The sequence below is a fragment of the Pseudomonas sp. NBRC 111124 genome (assembly GCF_001320245.1).
In the GTDB taxonomy this organism is placed as follows: domain Bacteria; phylum Pseudomonadota; class Gammaproteobacteria; order Pseudomonadales; family Pseudomonadaceae; genus Aquipseudomonas.
The window spans coordinates 21,708-41,135 of the sequence record NZ_BCBA01000028.1; the positions used below are offsets into that span (position 1 = coordinate 21,708).

14 protein-coding genes and 1 tRNA gene are annotated in these 19,428 nt (G+C 63.7%); 4 read left to right on the forward strand and 11 right to left on the reverse strand.

Features of this window, described 5'->3' with window-relative positions:
* Positions 1-6 precede the first annotated feature (6 nt).
* A complete protein-coding gene (locus tag APH28_RS12175; RefSeq protein ID WP_060509654.1) occupies positions 7-804 on the forward strand; it encodes a TSUP family transporter in 798 nt (265 codons plus the stop codon).
* A gap of 4 nt (positions 805-808) precedes the next feature.
* On the opposite strand, the gene APH28_RS12180 is transcribed toward APH28_RS12175, so the two are convergent.
* Positions 809-1,618: a helix-turn-helix transcriptional regulator gene (locus tag APH28_RS12180; RefSeq protein WP_060509656.1), complete on the reverse strand. Its 810-nt coding sequence runs from the start codon at positions 1,616-1,618 to the stop codon at positions 809-811.
* A 179-nt stretch (positions 1,619-1,797) separates the two neighbouring features.
* Here APH28_RS12180 and APH28_RS12185 point away from each other — a divergent pair, with 179 nt between their 5' ends.
* Both APH28_RS12185 and APH28_RS12190 read left to right on the forward strand, forming a co-directional pair.
* On the forward strand, positions 1,798-3,240 hold the full coding sequence (locus APH28_RS12185; RefSeq protein WP_060509658.1) for a sodium:alanine symporter family protein: 1,443 nt from the start codon (positions 1,798-1,800) through the stop codon (positions 3,238-3,240).
* A 65-nt stretch (positions 3,241-3,305) separates the two neighbouring features.
* Positions 3,306-4,292: an asparaginase gene (locus APH28_RS12190; protein ID WP_060509660.1), complete on the forward strand. Its 987-nt coding sequence runs from the start codon at positions 3,306-3,308 to the stop codon at positions 4,290-4,292.
* 11 nt (positions 4,293-4,303) lie between these two features.
* Here APH28_RS12190 and APH28_RS12195 read toward each other — a convergent pair.
* From APH28_RS12195 to APH28_RS12240, 9 genes are all read right to left on the reverse strand, one after another.
* Positions 4,304-4,399 (reverse strand) — tRNA-Sec (locus APH28_RS12195).
* A gap of 6 nt (positions 4,400-4,405) precedes the next feature.
* Positions 4,406-6,328: a selenocysteine-specific translation elongation factor gene (gene selB / locus APH28_RS12200; RefSeq protein ID WP_060509662.1), complete on the reverse strand. Its 1,923-nt coding sequence runs from the start codon at positions 6,326-6,328 to the stop codon at positions 4,406-4,408.
* A complete protein-coding gene (gene selA / locus APH28_RS12205) occupies positions 6,325-7,752 on the reverse strand; it encodes an L-seryl-tRNA(Sec) selenium transferase (RefSeq protein ID WP_060509664.1) in 1,428 nt (475 codons plus the stop codon). The genes selB and selA overlap by 4 nt, the downstream gene beginning before the upstream one ends.
* Before the next feature lie 152 nt (positions 7,753-7,904).
* Positions 7,905-8,825 carry a formate dehydrogenase accessory protein FdhE gene (gene fdhE, locus APH28_RS12210; RefSeq protein WP_060509665.1) on the reverse strand — a complete coding sequence of 307 codons (921 nt, stop codon included), beginning with the start codon at positions 8,823-8,825 and terminating at the stop codon, positions 7,905-7,907.
* 4 nt (positions 8,826-8,829) lie between these two features.
* Positions 8,830-9,486: a formate dehydrogenase subunit gamma gene (locus APH28_RS12215; protein WP_060509667.1), complete on the reverse strand. Its 657-nt coding sequence runs from the start codon at positions 9,484-9,486 to the stop codon at positions 8,830-8,832.
* The gene (gene fdxH / locus APH28_RS12220; protein ID WP_060509668.1) at positions 9,483-10,433 is read right to left on the reverse strand and encodes a formate dehydrogenase subunit beta; all 951 of its coding nucleotides are present in this window, start codon (positions 10,431-10,433) and stop codon (positions 9,483-9,485) included. Before fdxH ends, APH28_RS12215 begins: the two co-directional genes overlap by 4 nt.
* A complete protein-coding gene (gene fdnG / locus APH28_RS12225; RefSeq protein ID WP_156340879.1) occupies positions 10,433-13,501 on the reverse strand; it encodes a formate dehydrogenase-N subunit alpha in 3,069 nt (1,022 codons plus the stop codon). Before fdnG ends, fdxH begins: the two co-directional genes overlap by 1 nt.
* A gap of 381 nt (positions 13,502-13,882) precedes the next feature.
* A complete protein-coding gene (locus APH28_RS12235; protein ID WP_060509671.1) occupies positions 13,883-14,431 on the reverse strand; it encodes a single-stranded DNA-binding protein in 549 nt (182 codons plus the stop codon).
* Positions 14,432-14,440: 9 nt separating this feature from the next.
* On the reverse strand, positions 14,441-15,835 hold the full coding sequence (locus APH28_RS12240) for an MFS transporter (RefSeq protein WP_060509674.1): 1,395 nt from the start codon (positions 15,833-15,835) through the stop codon (positions 14,441-14,443).
* Between the two features lie 129 nt (positions 15,836-15,964).
* Here APH28_RS12240 and uvrA point away from each other — a divergent pair, with 129 nt between their 5' ends.
* The gene (gene uvrA / locus APH28_RS12245) at positions 15,965-18,799 is read left to right on the forward strand and encodes an excinuclease ABC subunit UvrA (protein ID WP_060509675.1); all 2,835 of its coding nucleotides are present in this window, start codon (positions 15,965-15,967) and stop codon (positions 18,797-18,799) included.
* Positions 18,800-18,873: 74 nt separating this feature from the next.
* Here the strand turns inward: uvrA and bfr are convergent, their stop codons facing one another.
* Positions 18,874-19,338, reverse strand: coding sequence for a bacterioferritin (gene bfr / locus APH28_RS12250; protein WP_003257116.1), 465 nt, complete (start codon positions 19,336-19,338; stop codon positions 18,874-18,876).
* Positions 19,339-19,428: the final 90 nt, after the last annotated feature.

Sequence of the window (19,428 nt, forward strand, 5' to 3'; positions counted from 1 at the left end):
CCAAGTATGGAAATCGAAACTTCAACTTTGTTGATCCTGGCCGCCACTGCATTGCTGGCAGGCTTCTTCGACGCCATCGCAGGCGGCGGTGGTTTACTCACGCTTCCGGCGTTATTCATTGCTGGAGTCGATCCGCTGGCGGCAATGGCTACCAACAAGTTCCAGGCCTCCTCGGCCAGTTCTTCGGCAGTCTGGGCGTTCGCCCGCAAGCGAATGATCCAATGGCGAACAGACTGGCCAATGGCTTTGCTGTCATTCGCAGGTGGTGTGGCAGGGGCCTTGTCGATCACCTTGCTCGACAGAGCGGTCCTAGAAGCAACTGTGCCGTTCTTGCTGATAGCAGTCGCTGCCTACTTTGCACTCAGCCCCAAGCTTGAAGATCAGGACCGCAAGCGGCGGCTGTCGTATTTCTACTTTGCGCTCGTGGTTGCTCCAGGCATTGGTTTCTATGACGGGATTTTTGGCCCGGGTACCGGTTCATTCTTCATGGTCGCCTTCACACTGCTGCTGGGGCAGCATCTCATGCAGGCAATCTGTAGCAGCAAACTGCTCAATGCATCTTGCAACCTTGGAGCGTTGTCGGTGTTTGCCTTCGGTGGGGCCATCATATGGCCTTTGGCGCTGGCCATGGCAGCCTGCGCCATCCTCGGCGCTCAACTCGGTGCTCGTTGCGCCCTCTACTTCGGGCCGCAATTGATCAAACCACTGTTGATCACAGTGTGTTGCCTGATGGCAGTGAAGTTGTTGCTGGGTGATGGTCATCCGGTAGCTGAATGGCTACGCGCTTACACAGCGCTGCGCTAGATATTCACTCAATCTCAAACAAGCTGTTACGCAATGGCCCCACACTCAACCGCTCACGCACATCGTCATCGATCCGTGGATCCTCCGGCTGGTACAGCCTGACCTGCCGGTAGGCATTGATGCGGTTGATCTCCTCCCCCAGGTATTCCCACACCACCCGCGTACAGGCCGGGTTGCGCCGGTCGCCGCTGGATACGCCGGCCTTCAGGCCGTTCAGGCGGGTGATGCGGCTTTTGAAACTAGGGATGAGGATGGTCTGGCTCATCTCGTTGAAGGTCAGCGACTCGTAGTCGACCAGAAACATGCGGTCCTGCAACTGGAACGCTGCACCCAGATAGCGGCACCGCACCTCGGCATGCGGGTCAGTGGCACTGGAGCGCTCCTGGCGCTCCTGGCGCTCGAACAGGTAGCGGCCACGCTCCTCCCACAGGTGCACCAACGATACCAGGATGGTGCCCGGGACCGACATGCAGTTGGAGTACTCCAGGTAGTAACCGCAATAACGCGACAGGTTGCCGGCGTGGTCGTGCAGTGGACGGAACAGTTCGCTGATCGGGTCCCCGGCCTGCTCGGCCGGGGTCGTGGCACGGGCACCGATCAGGCGGCTGAACTGCTCGGGCGGCAAGTTCAGTTCGTAATCCTCAACGCCGAAGAAATCCCCGATGCGCTTGAGGTTGTAAGCCGTCGGACGGCTCTGCCCGCTCAAATACTTGTTGAACTGCGCGCGGTTTATCGAAAGCTGGCGGCAAACTTCGGAGATAGAGCGGTAGTGGCTGCAGGCCAGTTTGAGATTGGTAGCGAAATGATCGCTCATGCTTAGGGGCTCGGGTGACGCGATTGACGCCAGTGTAGCATCAAGTCGCACCAAATTAGAGCAACCCGCGAAATTGTAACCACCTTTGTCATGGCCAACCATGCGCGCCAACGAATAGCGATACGCCTGCCGTCCGCTGTTCATTCCATGCGAAGAATAAGAATCGAGGTCATTTTCCAATGCTCGAAGCACTCAACGATTTCCTTTCGGGGAAACTCCTCATCGTGCTGATCGTCGGTCTCGGCGGTTACTTCACCATCCGTTCGCGGTTCGTACAGTTCCGCCACTTCGGCCACATGTTCGCCGTATTCAAGGAATCGCTGCGTGGCCAGGCAGGCCAGCTGAGCTCCTTCCAGGCCCTGATGCTGAGCCTCGCCGGTCGCGTGGGCGCCGGTAACATCGCCGGTGTCGGCATCGCCGTGACCCTGGGTGGCCCAGGCGCGGTGTTCTGGATGTGGGTCACTGCCCTGGTCGGCATGGCCAGCAGCTTCTTCGAATGCACCCTGGCCCAGGTCTACAAGCGCGCCGACGGCGACGGCCTGTACCGCGGCGGCCCGGCGTACTACATCCAGCACGGCCTGAAGCGCAGGAGCATGGCCATCGTGTTCTCGATCCTGCTGCTGGTTACCTACGGCTTCGCCTTCATTGGCCTGCAGTCGTATACCGTGACCCACTCGCTGCAGAACGCCTTTGCCTTCGACCCGCGCCAGACCGGCATCGTCCTGGCCGTGCTGCTGGCCATCACCTTCCTGGGTGGCATCAAGCGCATCGCGGCGGTGTCGGACCTGCTGGTACCGATCAAGACCCTGGCCTACATCGGCGTGACCCTGTACGTGATCGGCACCCAGATCGAACACGTGCCGGCCATGCTGGAAACCATCTTCAAGAGCGCCTTCGGCCTCGACCCGGCGTTCGGCGGCCTGCTCGGCAGCGCCATCGTTATGGGCGTGAAGCGTGGTGTGTTCGCCAACGAAGCGGGCCTGGGCAGTGCGCCGAACGTGGCTGCCGTGGCTGCCGTGAAACATCCGGGCGCCCAGGGCGTGGTCCAGGCCTTCAGCGTGTTCCTCGATACCTTCGTGATCTGCACCTGCACCGCGCTGCTGATCCTGCTGTCGGGCTTCTACACCCCGGGCTTCGAAGGTGACGGCATCGTCCTGACCCAGAACTCGCTGGCCGCCGTGGTCGGTGACTGGGGCCGTCTGTTCGTGAGCGTGGCGCTGTCGCTGTTCGTGTTCACCTGCATCCTCTACAACTACTACCTGGGCGAGAACAGCCTGCAGTTCCTCAGCCGCAACCGCATCGTGCTGCTGGCGTTCCGCGCCCTGGTACTGGCGCTGGTGGTGTGGGGTTCGATGCAGGACCTGTCGACCGTGTTCGCCTTCGCCGACATCACCATGACCTGCCTGGCCTTCGTCAACCTGGTCGCCCTGGCCCTGCTGTTCAAGGTCGGCCTGCGGGTGATGCGCGACTACGATGACCAGCGCAAGGCAGGCATCAAGCAGCCGGTGTTCGACGCGTCGAAGTTCGCCGACCTGGACCTGGACCGCAACGCCTGGCCTGCCAATCCGCAGGTGGAAACAGCCACTGACAAAGCAGTCGGCCAAGCTCAGCCTCAGCGCTGATATCCTGCCCTGCCCAGCCGCCCCGTCCGTGGGCGGCTGCTCTACCTCCGCTACGGATGCTTTCCATGCGTGCAGTCAAGAATCTCCTCGTCCTCTACACCGGTGGCACCATCGGCATGCTCGAAACCGCCGAAGGCCTGGCGCCGGCCGGTGGTTTCGATGCGCGGATGCGCGACCACCTCGCCCAGCTGGCCGATGCGCCCCAGGTGCACTGGACGCTGCAGGAAATGAACCCGCTGCTCGATAGCGCCAACATGCAGCAGCACAACTGGCTGGCGATGCGCGATGCCATCGTCGCGGCAGTGGACGCCGGCCACGACGGCGTGCTGGTGCTGCATGGCACCGACAGCCTGGCCTATAGCGCCGCAGCGTTATCGTTCCTGCTGCTGGGCCTGCCGGTGCCGGTGCTGCTGACCGGCTCGATGCTGCCGGCCGGCGCGCCGGGCAGCGATGCCTGGGACAACCTGTGCGGCGCCCTGCGCCAGGTTGAACAGGGCCTTGAAGCTGGCGTGCAGCTGTACTTCCACGGCCAGCTGCTGCATGGCTGCCGGACGTCGAAACTGCGCAGCGAGGCTTTCGACGCCTTCGCCGCGCTACCACGCCATCGTGAAGGCGAGCGCGCCGCCGAACTGCCTGCTGCCTTGGGCTATCGCCAGCAGCGGCAGCCGGTCAACCTGGCGGTGATGCCGGTGTACCCAGGCCTGCAGGCCGGGCACTTGAAGGCCCTGCTAGAGAGTGGCGTGCAAGGGTTGCTGCTGGAGTGCTATGGCAGTGGTACCGGGCCGTCGGATGACCTGGCGTTGCTGGAGGTGCTGCGTGCAGCGCGCCAGCGCGGTGTGCTGTTGGCTGCCATCAGCCAGTGCCCGGAAGGGTCGGTGGTGTTCGATACCTACGCGGCGGGCAATCGCCTGCGCGCAGCCGGACTGGTCAGTGGGGGCGGCATGACCCGCGAGGCGGCGCTGGGCAAGATGTTTGCGCTGCTCGGTGCAGGGCTGGATGTAGAGGCGGCGGAGCAATGGTTCGCGCTGGATCTTTGCGGGGAGCGGGCTTAAAACCGGGAAAATGGCGGAAGGCAGCGGGAGTCGAACCTGCCCGGGAACGGCTGCCGTCCCCAACCGGGTTTGAAGCCCGGCCGCGCCACCGGGCGCGATTGCCTTCCTTGAACTCAGTGCCTGGCCTGCTGTTGGGCCAGGGCGCTGTCGGCTCGGATGTAGCGTTGGTCGGCCACCCTACGGGTCAGGCCGATGCGGTCGAAGTATTCGAGAATCTGCACGCTGCGCTTGCGACCGATGCCCAACATATCGCGAAACGCGGCAACCTGCACTATCGGCGTGTCGCTGGCCTGCGCCAGCAGCAGCTCTGCCATGCGCCGTAGCGTCAGCTCAGGGTAGAACAGATCGCGCACCACCTGATGCACCAGGCCCAGCCGGGCCAACTTGCGCAGCAACAGGCGAACATCTGCCTCCGCGCAGTTTTCTTCAGCGGCCAAGGCCCTGACCCAGGGCGGGTCATACTGCCCTGCCAGCAACTTCGGCTGCAGCCGTGCCCACAGGGCACTGTCGGCTTCGCTCAACTGCACCTTGTGATCAGGCAGATGCAGCCAGGGGCCGCTACTGGTGATCACCTCATCGTTGAGCAGCTCGTCGAGCAAGCTGACAAATGCCGGGCGCTCGAGCGGCAAGGCGGCGAAGCGGCGCAGACGGTCGCGGTCCGGGCCGAGCTGGTCGGGCTCCTGTTCGTGGAACCGCGCCAGCTGCTCCAGCACCTGCTGCCTCAGTGCCTGCCATTGGCTTTTGGCAAACAGCAGCTGGCCATGACGCGTGGCTATCACCTGCACATCATTGGGCAATAACCAGGTTTCGCGCTGGCGATTGAACTGGCGCTCCAGGCGCTGCGGGTCGAGGCCACCAAGGGCACTGGCGAGCAGGCCCGGCAGTGCCTCCTCCAGGCCATCTGCATCGCGCAACACCTGCAGCTGGCGCAGGCGCTCCTCACTGCGGCGCTGCCGACTCGGCGCGAATGGGTCGAGTACCTTGCCACCGCCAAGTGTGCGCTGGGCACGCTGGTCCCTCAGCACCAGACGATCACCATGTACCGCCTGCAACGGCGCGTTGAGCAGCAGCTGGGCAAACATGCGCTGGCCAGCGGCAAGGGTTTCGCCCTCGAGCAAGGCCACACGGGCCGTCACATCCTGGGTACCGAGGTGCACATGAACGGCACTGAAATGTTCGAACGTGCGGGTTTCACCGGGTAGCAGGCAAAGCTCGACATCCACCCGTACGCTGGGCGCATGCAGCCATTCGGGCACCAGCCAGTCGCCGCGGTGCACCTGCTCCACCGCCAGGCGTTCGGCGGCGATGTTCAACGCCACCCGCTGGCCGGCCTCGGCCACCAAAGCAACTTGGTTCTGCGCGTGCAGGCCCCGCACCCGCACTGGCTTGCCTGCCTTGCCGAGCAGCAACGTATCGCCAGCACTGACGCGCCCGGCCAGTGCCGTGCCGGTCACGACCACCCCGGCGCCGGTCACGGCGAAGGCGCGATCAACCGCCAGGCGAAAGCCCCCGCGCGCGCTGCGCTGGCGCACCCGCACCTCGGCTTCCAGCAAGGCCCGGCGCAGCACCTCGATACCCTGCCCGGTGATACTCGACACGGGGAACTGTCGTGCCTTGGCATAAGGCCCGTCAGCCAGCAATTCCCTGACCTGCGCCTGCACCTCTGCCAGTCGCGCAGGCTCGACCCGGTCGCATTTGCTGATGACCACCAACGCCTGGGGAATACCCAGCAGCTCGATAATCGCCAGGTGCTCACGGGTCTGCGGCATGACTCCGTCGTCGGCGGCCACCACCAGCAGCACCAGGTCGATGCCATGGGCGCCGGCCAGCATGTTGTGGATAAACCGCTCATGGCCCGGCACATCGATGAAGCCAGTCAACGCCGCCCCCTCGGCCAACGCCGCATAGCGGTAACCGAGGTCGATGGTCATGCCACGGGCGCGTTCTTCCTGGCGCTGGTCACCGGCCTGGCCGGTGAGGGCCTGGAGCAGCGCGGTCTTGCCGTGGTCGATGTGGCCGGCTGTGCCGACGATCACTGCACTGGCCCCAGTTGCAAGGCCGGCAGCTGCGCCAGCCACTGGGCCTCGTCGTCAAGCTGGCGCAGGTCGAGCCACAGGGCATCGTCATCGATGCGCCCGAGCACCGGCACTGGCAAGTCGCGCAGGGCCCGCTCCAGCACATGCAGACTGCGCCCGCGCAGCTTCTTCGACACCTGCGGGCGCAGGCACAGCGCCGCGCTGGGCAGGCGTGCCACCGGCTGGCTGCCGCTGCCGATCATGCCCAGCGCTGGCTCGACGCTGACCAGCCATTGCTCACCCAGATGTGCCGTTAGCTCGGGCGCAAGGCGCTCTGCCTGGGCCTGGATCTCGGCTTGGCTACGGGTGAGCAGGCGCAGGCTCGGCAGGCGCTCGGCCAGACGGTCGGGGTTGCGGTACAGCGCCAGCACCGCCTCGAGTGCGGCAAGGGTGATCTTGTCGACGCGCAGCGCGCGCTTGAGCGGGTTCTTCTTGATCTTGGCGATCAGTTCCTTGCGGCCGACGATGATCCCGGCTTGCGGCCCACCCAACAGTTTGTCACCGCTGAAGGTGACGATATCGGCGCCGTCAGCCAGGGCCTGGCGCACCGTCGGTTCGGCGGGCAGGCCCCAACGGGTGAGGTCGAGCAGGCTGCCGCTGCCAAGGTCTTCAAGCAGCGGCAGCTCATGCTGGTGGGCAATACGCGCCAGCTCGGCAGTCGGTACCTGATGGGTGAAGCCCTGGATGCTGTAGTTGCTGCAATGCACGCGCATCAGCAGGCCGGTGCGCGGGCCGATGGCAGCTTCGTAGTCGCGGGCATGGGTGCGGTTGGTGGTGCCGATCTCGTGCAGCTTCACCCCGGCCCTGGCCATGATGTCGGGGATGCGGAAGGCACCGCCGATCTCGATGAGTTCGCCACGGCTGATAATGCCTTCCTTTCGCGCGCCCAGGCTGTTGAGCGCCAGCAACACGGCGGCGGCATTATTGTTGACCACGGTAACGGCCTCGGCACCGGTCAGCTCGCGGATCAGGCCTTCGATCAGGTCATCACGATCGCCGCGTTTGCCGGTGGCCAGGTCGAATTCCAGGTTGAGCGGGTAGCGGGCGGCAGTCTGCATGGCCTCGACGGCTTCTTCGGGCAACAGCGCGCGGCCGAGGTTGGTGTGCAGCACAGTGCCAGTGAGGTTGAACACGCGGCGGACCTGGCTGCGTTGCTGGATCGACAGGCGTTCACCGGTACGGCCAAGGAGGATTTCAGGGGCCAGTTCGGCGCTGCCGAGGTGGCCATTGCGCGCGGGGCCTCGCAGGTCGTCGAGCAACCCGCGCAGGGTGGCCAGTACGGCATCGCGGCCGTGGCGGGCGATCAGCGGGAGGCAGGCCGGATGGCGCAGAAGGGTATCGATGGACGGCAGGCGTGGGGTGTCGCTGGCTAGGCTGGAGGGCATTCGGTACTACCTTGGACTGATCCGTTGTCTGTACTGGCCTCTTCGCGGGTAAACCCGCTGCCACAGATACAGCGCCAGCCTTCAAACTTGCGCTGTGCCAGTGGCAGCGGGTTTACCCGCGAAACAGGCGACTCGGTATTACAGTGTAGACACTACCCTGGCGCGAGCATCAGGTTGGGTGCCAGGCGATGGAAGCCCTCCTCGTCCAGGCGGATATCCAGTGCCAGGCTGGCCAGGTCGTCGGCCAGCGGCTCGGCCGCCGCATCATTCTCCAGGTAATTCTGTTTCAGATAGCTCTCGCACCCCGGGCAGCATTCGGCGCGCAGCGGCGCCTTGCCCGGTGCATGGCGGTCATCTTCGAGGCTGCTGTAGCGCAAATCCTTGCTCGACTCGCAATACACGCACTTGACCCGCACCACATGCCACTCACAGGCGCACAGCGAACAGGCCAGGTAACGCAACCCGTTGTGCTTGCCACGATTGCGCACCACGCCAGCCATCGCTGGCGAACCGCAGGCCGGGCACTGGGCCAGGCTGTCGGCGGGCTTGAGCTCGGTGGCCGGCAGCGCCAGCAACCAACTTGCCCAGGCGGCCTGCAAGGCCGCGCCAATGAACGGCACCAGCGCCGCCGGCACCGCATCGTATTGCCCGCCGAGCAAGGCAATACCCCAGCCCTTGCGCTGACTGTCGTCACTGTCGCGCAGGGCTTGCAGCGCCTCGCCCAGTGCGCCACTGGCCTCACTGTCCAAGTGCATAAGCAGGGCCTGCAACCAGACCAGCCACGGCCCTTCACGCACCAGGCTGTCAGCTGCCAGCGGCGGCAGGCCATGACTTATGCACAGCCGTTGACGTTCTTCGGCCACCGGTAATCCGCCGGGAGGGTTATCCACAAGCTGCTGTTGAACGTGACACAACTGCGCGATCAGCCGCAGGTAATCGCCCAGCGCGTTGCCCTCAGCCAGGTATTCCAGGCGCGCGGCGCGCAGTGCAAACAGATTGGCGGGCGGCAGATGCAGAAACGGCGGCATCACTGCCGACGCTTCGATCTGCCCGGGTTCGAGTATCGTGCTCAAGCGTTCATCCTTCTTTGCGTCGGTGATTGCCCGGAGTCTTGTCGCCGGTCACTTCGCGGTACCACAGTTCATGATGCTTGCGTGCCCAGGCGCGGCTGACCCAGCCATGCATCATGGCGCCAATCGAACCCTTGATCCAGATACCGGCGTAGATGTGCACAATGATGCTGAGGATCAGCACGAACGCTGCCAGAGCATGGGCCAGCGCCGACAGGCGAATGACCTCGATGCCGAACAGGTGGCTGAAGTACGCGCGCCATATCACCACGCCGCTGAGCAACAGCACCAGCATGCAGGCCAACAGGGTCCAGAACAGCAACTTCTGCCCGGCGTTGTACTTGCCGATCGGAGGCACGCCCTCCTCCTGGTTCAGCATCACCCGGTCCACGCGGCGCAGCCACAGGCGGTCGTTGGCAGTGATGAAGTTGGCCCGCCAGAAGCGGAACACCAAGCCAAGGAAGAACACGAACATCGCCACGCCCAGGAACGGGTGCAGGATGCGCGTCCACGGCCCGCCGCCGAACAGGTTGCTCAGCCAGAACAGCGCCGGGTGGAACAGCGCCAGCCCAGAGAGCCCCGCCGTCATGAACAGGAGCGCGACGATCCAGTGATTGGTCCGTTCGTTGGCGTTGTAGCGCAGGATGGGTTTTTCGTCGTTCATGGCCGCTGCTCCCCTTGCCCACCGGGCTTGGTCGGGTCATAGACATGCACCGCAGGGTCCACCTTGTGCACGCTGTTGTCCGGTGGTGTCGGGTGGTCGTCTTCCTCGACCCGCTGTGGGCCAACCCGCACGTAGTGGAAGAACCCGGCCAGCACCGCCGCGCCCATGGCCAGCAGCGCCAGCGGTTTGGTAAAGCCCTTCCACAAGCCCACCAGCGGGCTGATCACTGGCTGGTCCGGCAGGCCGGCATACAGCTTCGGTGTGTCGGCATGGTGCAGCACATACATCACGTGGGTGCCGCCGACGCCGTCCGGGTCGTACAGCCCGGCCTGGTCGTAACCGCGCGACTTGAGGTCAACGATGCGTTCGGCGGCATGCACCTTCATCTCGTCCTTGGTGCCGAACACGATCGCCCCGGTCGGGCAGGTCTTCACGCAGGCCGGCTCCAGGCCCACGGTCACACGGTCGGAACACAGGGTGCACTTGTACGCCTTGTGGTCCTTCTGCGAGATGCGCGGGATGTTGAACGGGCAGCCGGTGATGCAGTAGCCACAACCGATGCAGTGGTCCTGGTTGAAGTCGACGATGCCGTTGGCGTGCTTGATGATCGCCCCTGGGCTCGGGCAGGCCTTCAGGCAACCTGGGTCGGCGCAGTGCATGCAGCCATCCTTGCGGATCAGCCACTCCAGGTTGCCGTCGTCGCGCTCGTGCTCGGTGAAGCGCATCAGGGTCCAGGTCTCGGCGGTGAGGTCCTGGGGGTTGTCGTAGGTGCCGTGGTTATGGCCAACCTCGTCACGCAGTTCGTTCCACTCCGAGCATGCCACCTGGCAGGCCTTGCAGCCGATGCATTTGGTGGTGTCGATCAGCTTGGCGACCTCCTCCAGCTGGCGAACCGAGGGCGGAACGGTGGTGGTGGCCGAGCGGGCGATGATGTCTTGGCTGGCCATCAGAGTTTCTCCACTTTGACGAGGAACGACTTGGACTCCGGCGTCTGGGTGTTGCCGTCACCGAGGAACGGCACCAGGGTGTTGGTCAGGTAGCCATGCCGCGTGGCCCCGGTGAAGCCCCAATGCAGCGGGATGCCAATTTGATGCACGGTCTGGTTGTTGACCTGCAGCGGGCGAATCCGCTTGGTCACCACGGCCACCGCGTCGATGTGCCCACGCTTGCTCGATACCCGCACCCGGTCGCCGGCCTTGATGCCTTTCTCATTGGCCAGCACCTCGCCGATTTCGACAAACTGCTCGGGCTGGGCGATGGCGTTGAGGCGGCAGTGCTTGCTCCAGAAGTGGAAGTGCTCGGTCAGCCGGTAAGTGGTCGCCGCATACGGGAACTCGTCGTGCTTGCCGAGGGTGTCCCACACCGAATCGAAGATCCGCCCGGCCGGGTTGCTGATGGCCTTCTTGTTCTGCGGGTGCAGCGGGTTGATGCCAATCGGCGTTTCGAACGGCTCGTAGTGCTCGGGGAACGGGCCTTCAGCCATCTTGTCGATGGCGAAGAACCGCGCCACACCTTCGGGGTTCATGATGAACGGGTTCATCCCCGCCTCTGGCGGCGAATCGACCTTGAAGTCGGGCACGTCGGTACCGGTCCAGGCCTTGCCGTTCCACCACACCAGGCGCTTCTTGTCCGGGTCCCACGGCTTGCCTTGCGGGTCGCTGGACGCGCGGTTGTAGAGGATGCGGCGGTTGGCCGGCCAGGCCCAGGCCCAGTTCTGCACCTGGTGCATGCCGTACGGGTCGCTGTTGTCGCGGCGGGCCATCTGGTTGCCCTGCTCGGTCCAGCAGCCGGCGAAGATCCAGCAGCCGGACGCGGTGCTGCCGTCGTCCTTCATCTGGCCAAAGCCCGACAGTTGCTGGCCGGCCTTAATCACTGCGCCGGTCGGGTCAGTGACGTCGGTCACCGCCCAGCCGTTCATCTCCCGGGCCAGCTCCTCGGGCGACGGCTCTTCGGGGATCTTGTACGGCCAATGGATGTTCAGCAGCGCATCGGGGTAGGCACCGCCCTCGGTCTGATACCGATGACGCAGGCGCATGAACAGCTCGCTCATGATCTGCACGTCGGTGCGGGTCTCGCCCGGGCCGTCGGCGCCCTTCCAGTGCCACTGCAGCCAGCGGCTGCTGTTGACCAGCGAACCGTCCTCCTCGGCGAAGCAGGTGGTGGGCAGGCGGATCACCTCGGTCTGGATATTGGCCGTGTCGACGTCGTTGAACGGCCCGGCGTTGCGCCAGAACTCCGAGGTTTCGGTGGCCAGCGGGTCCATGATCACTAGCCACTTGAGCTTGCCTAGCGCCGCAGTGACGCGGTTCTTGTCCGGCAGCGCAGCGATCGGGTTGAAGCCCTGGCACACGTAGCCATTGACCTTGCCCTGACCCATCATCTCGAACATGCGCAGCACGTCGTAGGCCGGCACGTCGAGCTTGGGCAGCCAGTCGTAACCCCAGTTGTTTTCTGCAGTGGCGTTGGCGCCGTACCAGGCTTTCATCAGGCTGACGTGGAACTTGCCGTAGTTCTGCCAGTACGACAGCTGCCCCGGGCGCAGCGGCTTCGAGGCACGCTTGTCGATGTAGGCGGCATAGTCCTGCTCGGCGTCGCCAGCCAGGGTCAGGTAGCCCGGCAGGGAGTTGGACAGTAGGCCGAGGTCGGTCAGGCCCTGGATATTGGAATGCCCGCGCAGGGCGTTGACCCCGCCACCCGGCATGCCGACGTTACCCAGCAGCAGCTGGACCATGGCCGCACTGCGGATGATCTGCGCGCCGATGGAATGCTGCGTCCAGCCGAGTGCGTAGAGGATCGTCATGGTCTTGCCCGGTACCGAGCACGTGGCGATCTCTTCCCAGATCTTCATCATGGCGTCTTGCGGCATGCCGCAGGTCATGCTGGCCAGTTCTGGGGTATAGCGGCTGTAGTGCTGCTTCATCAACTGGAATACGCAGCGCGGGTGCTGCAGGGTCGGGTCGACCTTGGCGAAGCCGTCCTCGCCCAGTTCGTAACCCCAACCGGATTTATCCGCATACACGCGCTTGGCCTCGTCGTAGCCGCTGAACAGCCCGTCTTCGAAGCCATAGTTCTCTTTGACGATGAACGACACGTCAGTGTAGTTGCGCACGTACTCGTGCTGGATCTTGTCATTGCTCAACAGGTAATTGATCAGCCCGCCCATGAAGGCGATGTCGGTCCCGGTACGGATCGGCGCGTAATAGTCCGCCACCGAAGCGGTACGGGTAAACCGCGGGTCGACCACGATCAGCCGCGCCTGGTTGTGCGCCTTGGCCTCGGTCACCCATTTGAAGCCGCACGGATGCGCTTCTGCTGCGTTGCCACCCATCACCAGGACCAGATTCGCGTTGGCGATATCGGACCAGTGGTTGGTCATGGCACCACGGCCGTACGTCGGGGCAAGACTTGCCACCGTCGGGCCATGTCAGACACGTGCCTGGTTATCGAACCCCAGCATGCCGGTTGCGCGGACGACCTTGTGGGTCAGGTAGCCAGCCTCGCTGGAGGCGGCGGAGGCAGCGAGAAAACCGGTGGTGAGCCAGCGGTTTACCGTTTGCCCCTTGGCGTTCTTCTCGATGAAGTTGGCATCGCGGTCCTTCTTCATCAGGTCGGCGACGCGGTCCAGCGCTTCATCCCAGCTGACCCGCACCCACTCATTGCTGCCCGGTTTGCGCATCTCGGGGTACTTGAGGCGGCTCGGGCTGTGGATGAAATCGAGCAGGCCGGCACCTTTCGGGCACAGGGTGCCGCGGTTGACCGGGTGATCGGCGTCGCCTTCGATGTGGATGATGTTCTGTTTGACGTTTTTGCCCGCGTCGCCCTGGCTGTACAGGATCAGGCCGCAGCCGACCGAGCAGTAGGGGCAGGTGTTGCGGGTTTCCTTCGTGTGCGCCAGCTTGAAGTGGCGCACCTGCTCAGCGAAGGCCGGCGTCGGGGCCATGCCCAACGCCGCCAGGCTCGAGCCTCCAAGGCCGACGGCGGCGACCTTGAAGAACTGCCGACGGTTGAGATCCATCGTGCACTCCTGATCAGGTTTGGACGCACGGAACATGGCCGGCGCCTCTTGGTAGTCACGGTGGCGGCTGATTGATGGCCGCCAATAGGTAAGACTAGTCAAGAAACGAGAAGGTGCGATGACGTGGATCAGGAGGTGTGAGGATTGATTGTGTCTGGGGGTTGCGTTGGGGCTGCCTGTTGCATGCCTTGAGTTCTATGGCGCCTGTGAGACCGAACGCTGCGCGGGGCGCAATCGATCTCATGGGCGCTGCAAGGGTTGTGGCGAGCAGTCGGAAGCCTTCACCTTCTCTTCTGGCTCTTCTGGCATGCGCACAGGCCATAAAAAAACCCAGAGCAAATGCCCTGGGTTTCCGATCTAGCTAGGCGCCAAACTGTTCAATCAGAACGGAATGTCGTCATCGAAGCTGTCGAAGTCAGCCGCCGGCTGCGGTGCTGGCTGCTGCGGCGCCGGGCGCTGTTGCTGCTGCGGGCGCTGGGCCTGCTGGCGTGGCGGAGCCTGGTTGTACTGTTGCTGCTGGCCACCACCTTGGTTGTAGTTGCCGCCACCCTGGCTGTACGGGTCGCCGCCCTGCTGCTGGCCCTGCGGACGACCACCGAGCAGCTGCATCGTGCCGTTGATGTCGACAATGATCTCGGTGGTGTAGCGCTTGATGCCGTCCTTTTCCCACTCACGGGTCTGCAGCTTGCCTTCGATGTAGCACTGCGAACCTTTGCGCAGGTACTCGCCGGCGATTTCGGCAACCTTGCCGAACAGCGACACACGGTGCCACTCGGTACGCTCGACCTTCTGGCCCGACTGCTTGTCGGTCCACTGCTCGCTGGTGGCCAGGCTCAGGTTGGTCACGGCGTTACCGTTGGGCAGGTAGCGGACTTCGGGATCCTGGCCACAGGTGCCGACCAGAATGACTTTGTTAACCCCACGGGCCATAACGTTCTCCTAGGCTTCGCACGCCGAAGAGGCTGGATTCACCAGTCGCTCGAGGGTCGCACGGTCCAAAATTTTCGTATCCAGTTTGATATAGATGGCGGCTTCATCTGCCACCACCACGGCATCGGTCACACCCGGCACGGCCATCAGGCGCTCGGTCAAGCCGGCTTCCCGAACTGCCTCTGGCGTCAGCGGCATGCGCAGGCTGGTCACATAGGGTGGCTCGTTCATGCGCAAGGCGACGACCAACCAGATGGCACACAGAATTGCGCAACCAAGGAACACCATGTTCAGCCCACCGTGCTGGAACAACCAGCCACCGAGGATTCCTCCCAGGGCGGCGCCGAGGAACTGGCTGGTGGAATACACCCCCATCGCCGTCCCCTTGCCACCAGCAGGCGACACCTTGCTCACCAGCGAAGGCAACGAGGCCTCCAACAGGTTGAATGCGGTAAAGAATACCACGGTGCCAATCACCAGTCCGCGCAAACCGTCAGCCCACTGCCAGAAGAACACTTCCGTCAGCAGCAGCACACTGACCGCACCGGCCAGTACACGTTTCATCTTGCGCTTTTTTTCGCCGTAGATGATGAACGGGATCATTGCAAAAAATGAGATCAGCAGCGCGGTCAGGTACACCCACCAGTGCTGCTCCTTGGGCAAGCCACCGCGTTCGACGAATGCCAGGGGCAGCGCGACGAAGCTGGCCATGAGGATGGCATGGAGGATGAAAATACCCGCATCCAGGCGCAGAAGGTCCGGATGACGCAGGGTCGGGCCGAGCGCCTGGCGCGCCACACCCGACTCGCGGTGCTGCAAGGTGCTGTGGGTAGTGGGGACGACGAAGGCGATCAGCAAGATGCCCACCAGGGCAAGTCCTGCAGTGGCCAGGAACAAGCCTGACAAGCCGAAGTGGCTTGTGAGCAATGGGCCGATGACCATGGCCACGGCGAATGACAGGCCGATGCTCATGCCGATCATCGCCATCGCCTTGGTCCGGTGCTGCTCGCGGGTCAGGTCCGAGAGCAAGGCCATGACCGCTGCAGAAATCGCCCCGGCGCCCTGCAGGATCCGCCCGGCGATCACGCCCCAGATGGAGTCCGCCTGGGCTGCCAATACGCTGCCCAGGGCGAAGATCACCAGCCCCAGGTAAATCACCGGGCGGCGGCCGATGCGGTCGGAAATCATCCCGAACGGGATCTGCAATACTGCCTGGGTCAGGCCATAGGCGCCGATGGCCAGCCCGATCAGCGCGGGGGTAGCGCCGGCCAAGTCCATACCGTAGGTGGCCAGCACCGGCAAGACCATGAACATGCCCAGCATACGAAAGGCAAAGACCAGGGCCAGGCCGCTAGCAGCGCGGGTTTCGCCGCTGCTCATGCGCTCGTTGTGGGTGTCGTGCATGGATAAACCTCGTGTGAACCGGCGGCGATTCTATCAGTCCGACAGCTTGACGGCATCTACGCGACGCTTTGCCGCGTACTGGCAGCGCGCCGTATACTTCCTTGTTTATGCCCGCCGAGCGAGGCCGCAGTGGACAAGATCCTGATTCGTGGGGCACGTACCCACAACCTGAAGAACATCGACCTGACCCTGCCGCGGGACAAGCTGATCGTGATCACCGGCCTGTCCGGATCCGGCAAGTCTTCCCTGGCGTTCGACACGCTCTACGCCGAAGGCCAGCGCCGCTACGTGGAGTCGCTGTCGGCCTATGCCCGGCAGTTCCTGTCGATGATGGAAAAACCCGACGTCGACACCATCGAAGGCCTGTCACCGGCCATTTCCATCGAGCAGAAGTCGACTTCGCACAACCCGCGTTCCACGGTCGGCACCATCACCGAGATCTACGACTACCTGCGCCTGCTGTATGCCCGCGTCGGTACGCCGCGCTGCCCGGACCACGACATTCCGCTGGAAGCGCAAACGATCAGCCAGATGGTCGACCTTGTACTGGAGCGCCCGGAAGGCAGCAAGCTGATGCTGCTGGCGCCGGTGATCCGCGAGCGCAAGGGTGAGCACCTGGCGGTGTTCGACGAACTGCGCGCTCAAGGCTTCGTCCGTGCGCGGGTCAACGGCAAGCTCTACGAGCTGGACGAACTGCCCAAGCTGGACAAGCAGAAGAAGCACAGCATCGACGTGGTGGTTGACCGCTTCAAGGTCCGCGCCGACCTGCAGCAGCGCCTTGCCGAGTCGTTCGAAACCGCGCTGAAGCTGGCCGACGGCATCGCTCTGGTGGCGCCGATGGACGACGAGCCTGGCGAAGAGATGATCTTCTCTGCACGCTTCGCCTGCCCGGTATGCGGCCATGCGATCAGCGAGCTGGAGCCGAAACTGTTCTCCTTCAACAACCCGGCCGGCGCCTGCCCGACTTGCGACGGCCTCGGGGTGAAACAGTTCTTCGACACCAAGCGCCTGGTCAACAGCGAACTGACCCTGGCCGAAGGCGCGATCCGCGGCTGGGACCGGCGCAACGTGTATTACTTCCAGATGCTCGGCTCGCTGGCTGCGCACTACGGCTTCAGCCTGGAAGAGCCGTTCGGCGAACTGTCGGCCGAGCACCAGAAGGTCATCCTGCAGGGCAGCGGCAAGCAGAGCGTCGACTTCAAGTACCTCAACGACCGCGGCGACATCGTCAAGCGCTCGCACCCGTTTGAAGGCATCGTGCCGAACCTGGAGCGCCGCTACCGCGAGACCGAGTCGGCCACCGTGCGAGAAGAGCTGGCCAAGTTCCTCGGCACCCAGCCCTGCCCTGATTGCCGCGGCACCCGGCTGCGCCGCGAGGCGCGCCACGTGTGGGTGGGCGAGAAGACCCTGCCGGCGGTGACCAACCTGCCGATCGGCGATGCCAGCAACTACTTCAGCGAGCTGACCCTGACCGGCCGTCGCGGCGAGATCGCGGCGAAGATCCTCAAGGAAATCTGCGAACGCCTGCAGTTCCTGGTCAACGTCGGCCTCGACTACCTGACCCTGGACCGCAGCGCCGATACGCTGTCGGGTGGCGAAGCGCAGCGCATCCGCCTAGCCAGCCAGATCGGTGCCGGCCTGGTCGGGGTGATGTACATCCTCGATGAACCGTCCATCGGTCTTCATCAACGCGACAACGACCGCCTGTTGGCCACCCTCAACCACCTGCGCGACCTGGGCAACACGGTGATCGTGGTGGAACACGACGAGGACGCCATCCGCCTGGCGGACTACGTGGTGGACATCGGCCCGGGGGCCGGGGTGCACGGCGGCCAGATCGTTGCCGAAGGCACGCCACAGGAAGTCATGGACCACCCTGACTCGCTGACCGGCAAGTACCTGTCCGGGCGCAAGAAAATCGTCGTGCCGGCCAAGCGCACCCCGCGCAACAAGAAGCTGCAGCTCAAGCTCAAAGGCGCACGGGGCAACAACCTGCAGAACGTCGACCTGGAAGTGCCGATCGGCCTGCTGACCTGCGTGACTGGCGTATCCGGCTCGGGCAAGTCGACGCTGATCAACAACACCCTGTTCCCCCTCGCGGCCACTGCCCTCAACGGTGCGAGCACCCTTGAAGCGGCGCCACACAGCAGCATGGACGGCCTGCAACACCTGGACAAGGTCGTAGACATCGACCAAAGCCCGATCGGCCGCACGCCGCGCTCGAACCCGGCGACCTACACCGGCATCTTCACGCCGATCCGCGAGTTGTTTTCCGGCGTGCCGGAGTCACGTTCGCGCGGCTACGGCCCGGGGCGGTTCTCGTTCAACGTCAAGGGCGGGCGTTGCGAGGCCTGCCAGGGCGACGGCCTGATCAAGGTCGAGATGCACTTCCTACCGGACATCTACGTGCCCTGCGATGTGTGCAAGAGCAAGCGCTACAACCGCGAAACCCTGGAGATCAAGTACAAGGGCAAGAACATCCACGAGGTGCTGGAAATGACCATCGAGGATGCTCGCGCGTTCTTCGATGCGGTGCCCGCGCTGGCGCGCAAGCTACAGACGTTGATGGACGTGGGCCTGTCGTACATCAAGCTGGGGCAGTCGGCGACCACCTTGTCCGGTGGCGAGGCGCAACGGGTCAAGCTGTCGCGTGAGTTGTCCAAGCGCGATACCGGCAAGACCTTGTACATCCTCGACGAGCCGACCACCGGCCTGCACTTTGCCGACATCCAGCAACTGCTGGACGTCCTGCATCGTCTGCGCGACCACGGCAACACCGTGGTGGTGATTGAGCACAACCTGGATGTGATCAAGACTGCCGACTGGCTGGTGGACCTGGGGCCGGAAGGTGGTTCCAAGGGCGGACAGATCATTGCCTGCGGTACCCCGGAAGAACTGAGCAAGATGAAACAGTCGTATACCGGGCATTACCTCAAGCCACTGCTGGAGCGTGACCGCGCTTGAGGGCCGTCAGTGACATGAAAAAGCCCCTGGCGCCAAAGGTGCCAGGGGCTTTTTTTCATGAAGCTGTGGATAACTTACATCTGCGACTGCAGGTAGTTCTCCAGGCCAATGGCCTTGATCAGACCCTGCTGCTTTTCCAGCCAGTAGGTGTGATCTTCTTCGGTGTCGGCCAGCTGAGCACGCAGGATGTCGCGGCTGATGTAATCCTTGTGCAGTTCGCACAGTTCGATGCCTTTGCACAGGGCGCCACGCACCTTGTACTCGAGCTTGAGGTCGGCCTCGATCATTTCTGGCACGGTGCTGCCCACTTCCAGGTCGTCCGCGCGCATGTCGGGAGTGCCTTCGAGCATCAGGATACGGCGCATCAGGGCATCGGCGTGCTGCGTCTCTTCTTCCATCTCGTGGTTGATACGCTCGTAGAGCTTGGAGAGGCCCCAGTCTTCGTACATGCGCGAGTGGATGAAGTACTGGTCGCGAGCGGCCAGTTCGCCCTTCAGCAACGTGACGAGGTAGTTGATTACGTCCGGGTGACCTTGCATCGCCCTGATTCTCCCTGTGAAAACGGCTTGATGCACATAGTGTGAACCAGCTTTCCCGCGCGGTCACTGAAAAACGCGCAATTAGAAGCA

What these genes read in the sequence shown, in the direction of transcription:
- APH28_RS12180 (WP_060509656.1), bottom strand. Translation starts at nt 1,618, where the DNA reads ATGAGCGATCATTTCGCTACCAATCTCAAACTGGCCTGCAGCCACTAC.
- APH28_RS12235 (WP_060509671.1), bottom strand. Translation starts at nt 14,431, where the DNA reads ATGGCCCGTGGGGTTAACAAAGTCATTCTGGTCGGCACCTGTGGCCAG.
- selA (WP_060509664.1), bottom strand. Translation starts at nt 7,752, where the DNA reads ATGCCCTCCAGCCTAGCCAGCGACACCCCACGCCTGCCGTCCATCGAT.
- APH28_RS12175 (WP_060509654.1), top strand. Translation starts at nt 7, where the DNA reads ATGGAAATCGAAACTTCAACTTTGTTGATCCTGGCCGCCACTGCATTG.
- APH28_RS12240 (WP_060509674.1), bottom strand. Translation starts at nt 15,835, where the DNA reads ATGCACGACACCCACAACGAGCGCATGAGCAGCGGCGAAACCCGCGCT.
- APH28_RS12185 (WP_060509658.1), top strand. Translation starts at nt 1,798, where the DNA reads ATGCTCGAAGCACTCAACGATTTCCTTTCGGGGAAACTCCTCATCGTG.
- fdxH (WP_060509668.1), bottom strand. Translation starts at nt 10,433, where the DNA reads ATGGCCAGCCAAGACATCATCGCCCGCTCGGCCACCACCACCGTTCCG.
- APH28_RS12190 (WP_060509660.1), top strand. Translation starts at nt 3,306, where the DNA reads ATGCGTGCAGTCAAGAATCTCCTCGTCCTCTACACCGGTGGCACCATC.
- APH28_RS12215 (WP_060509667.1), bottom strand. Translation starts at nt 9,486, where the DNA reads ATGAACGACGAAAAACCCATCCTGCGCTACAACGCCAACGAACGGACC.
- bfr (WP_003257116.1), bottom strand. Translation starts at nt 19,338, where the DNA reads ATGCAAGGTCACCCGGACGTAATCAACTACCTCGTCACGTTGCTGAAG.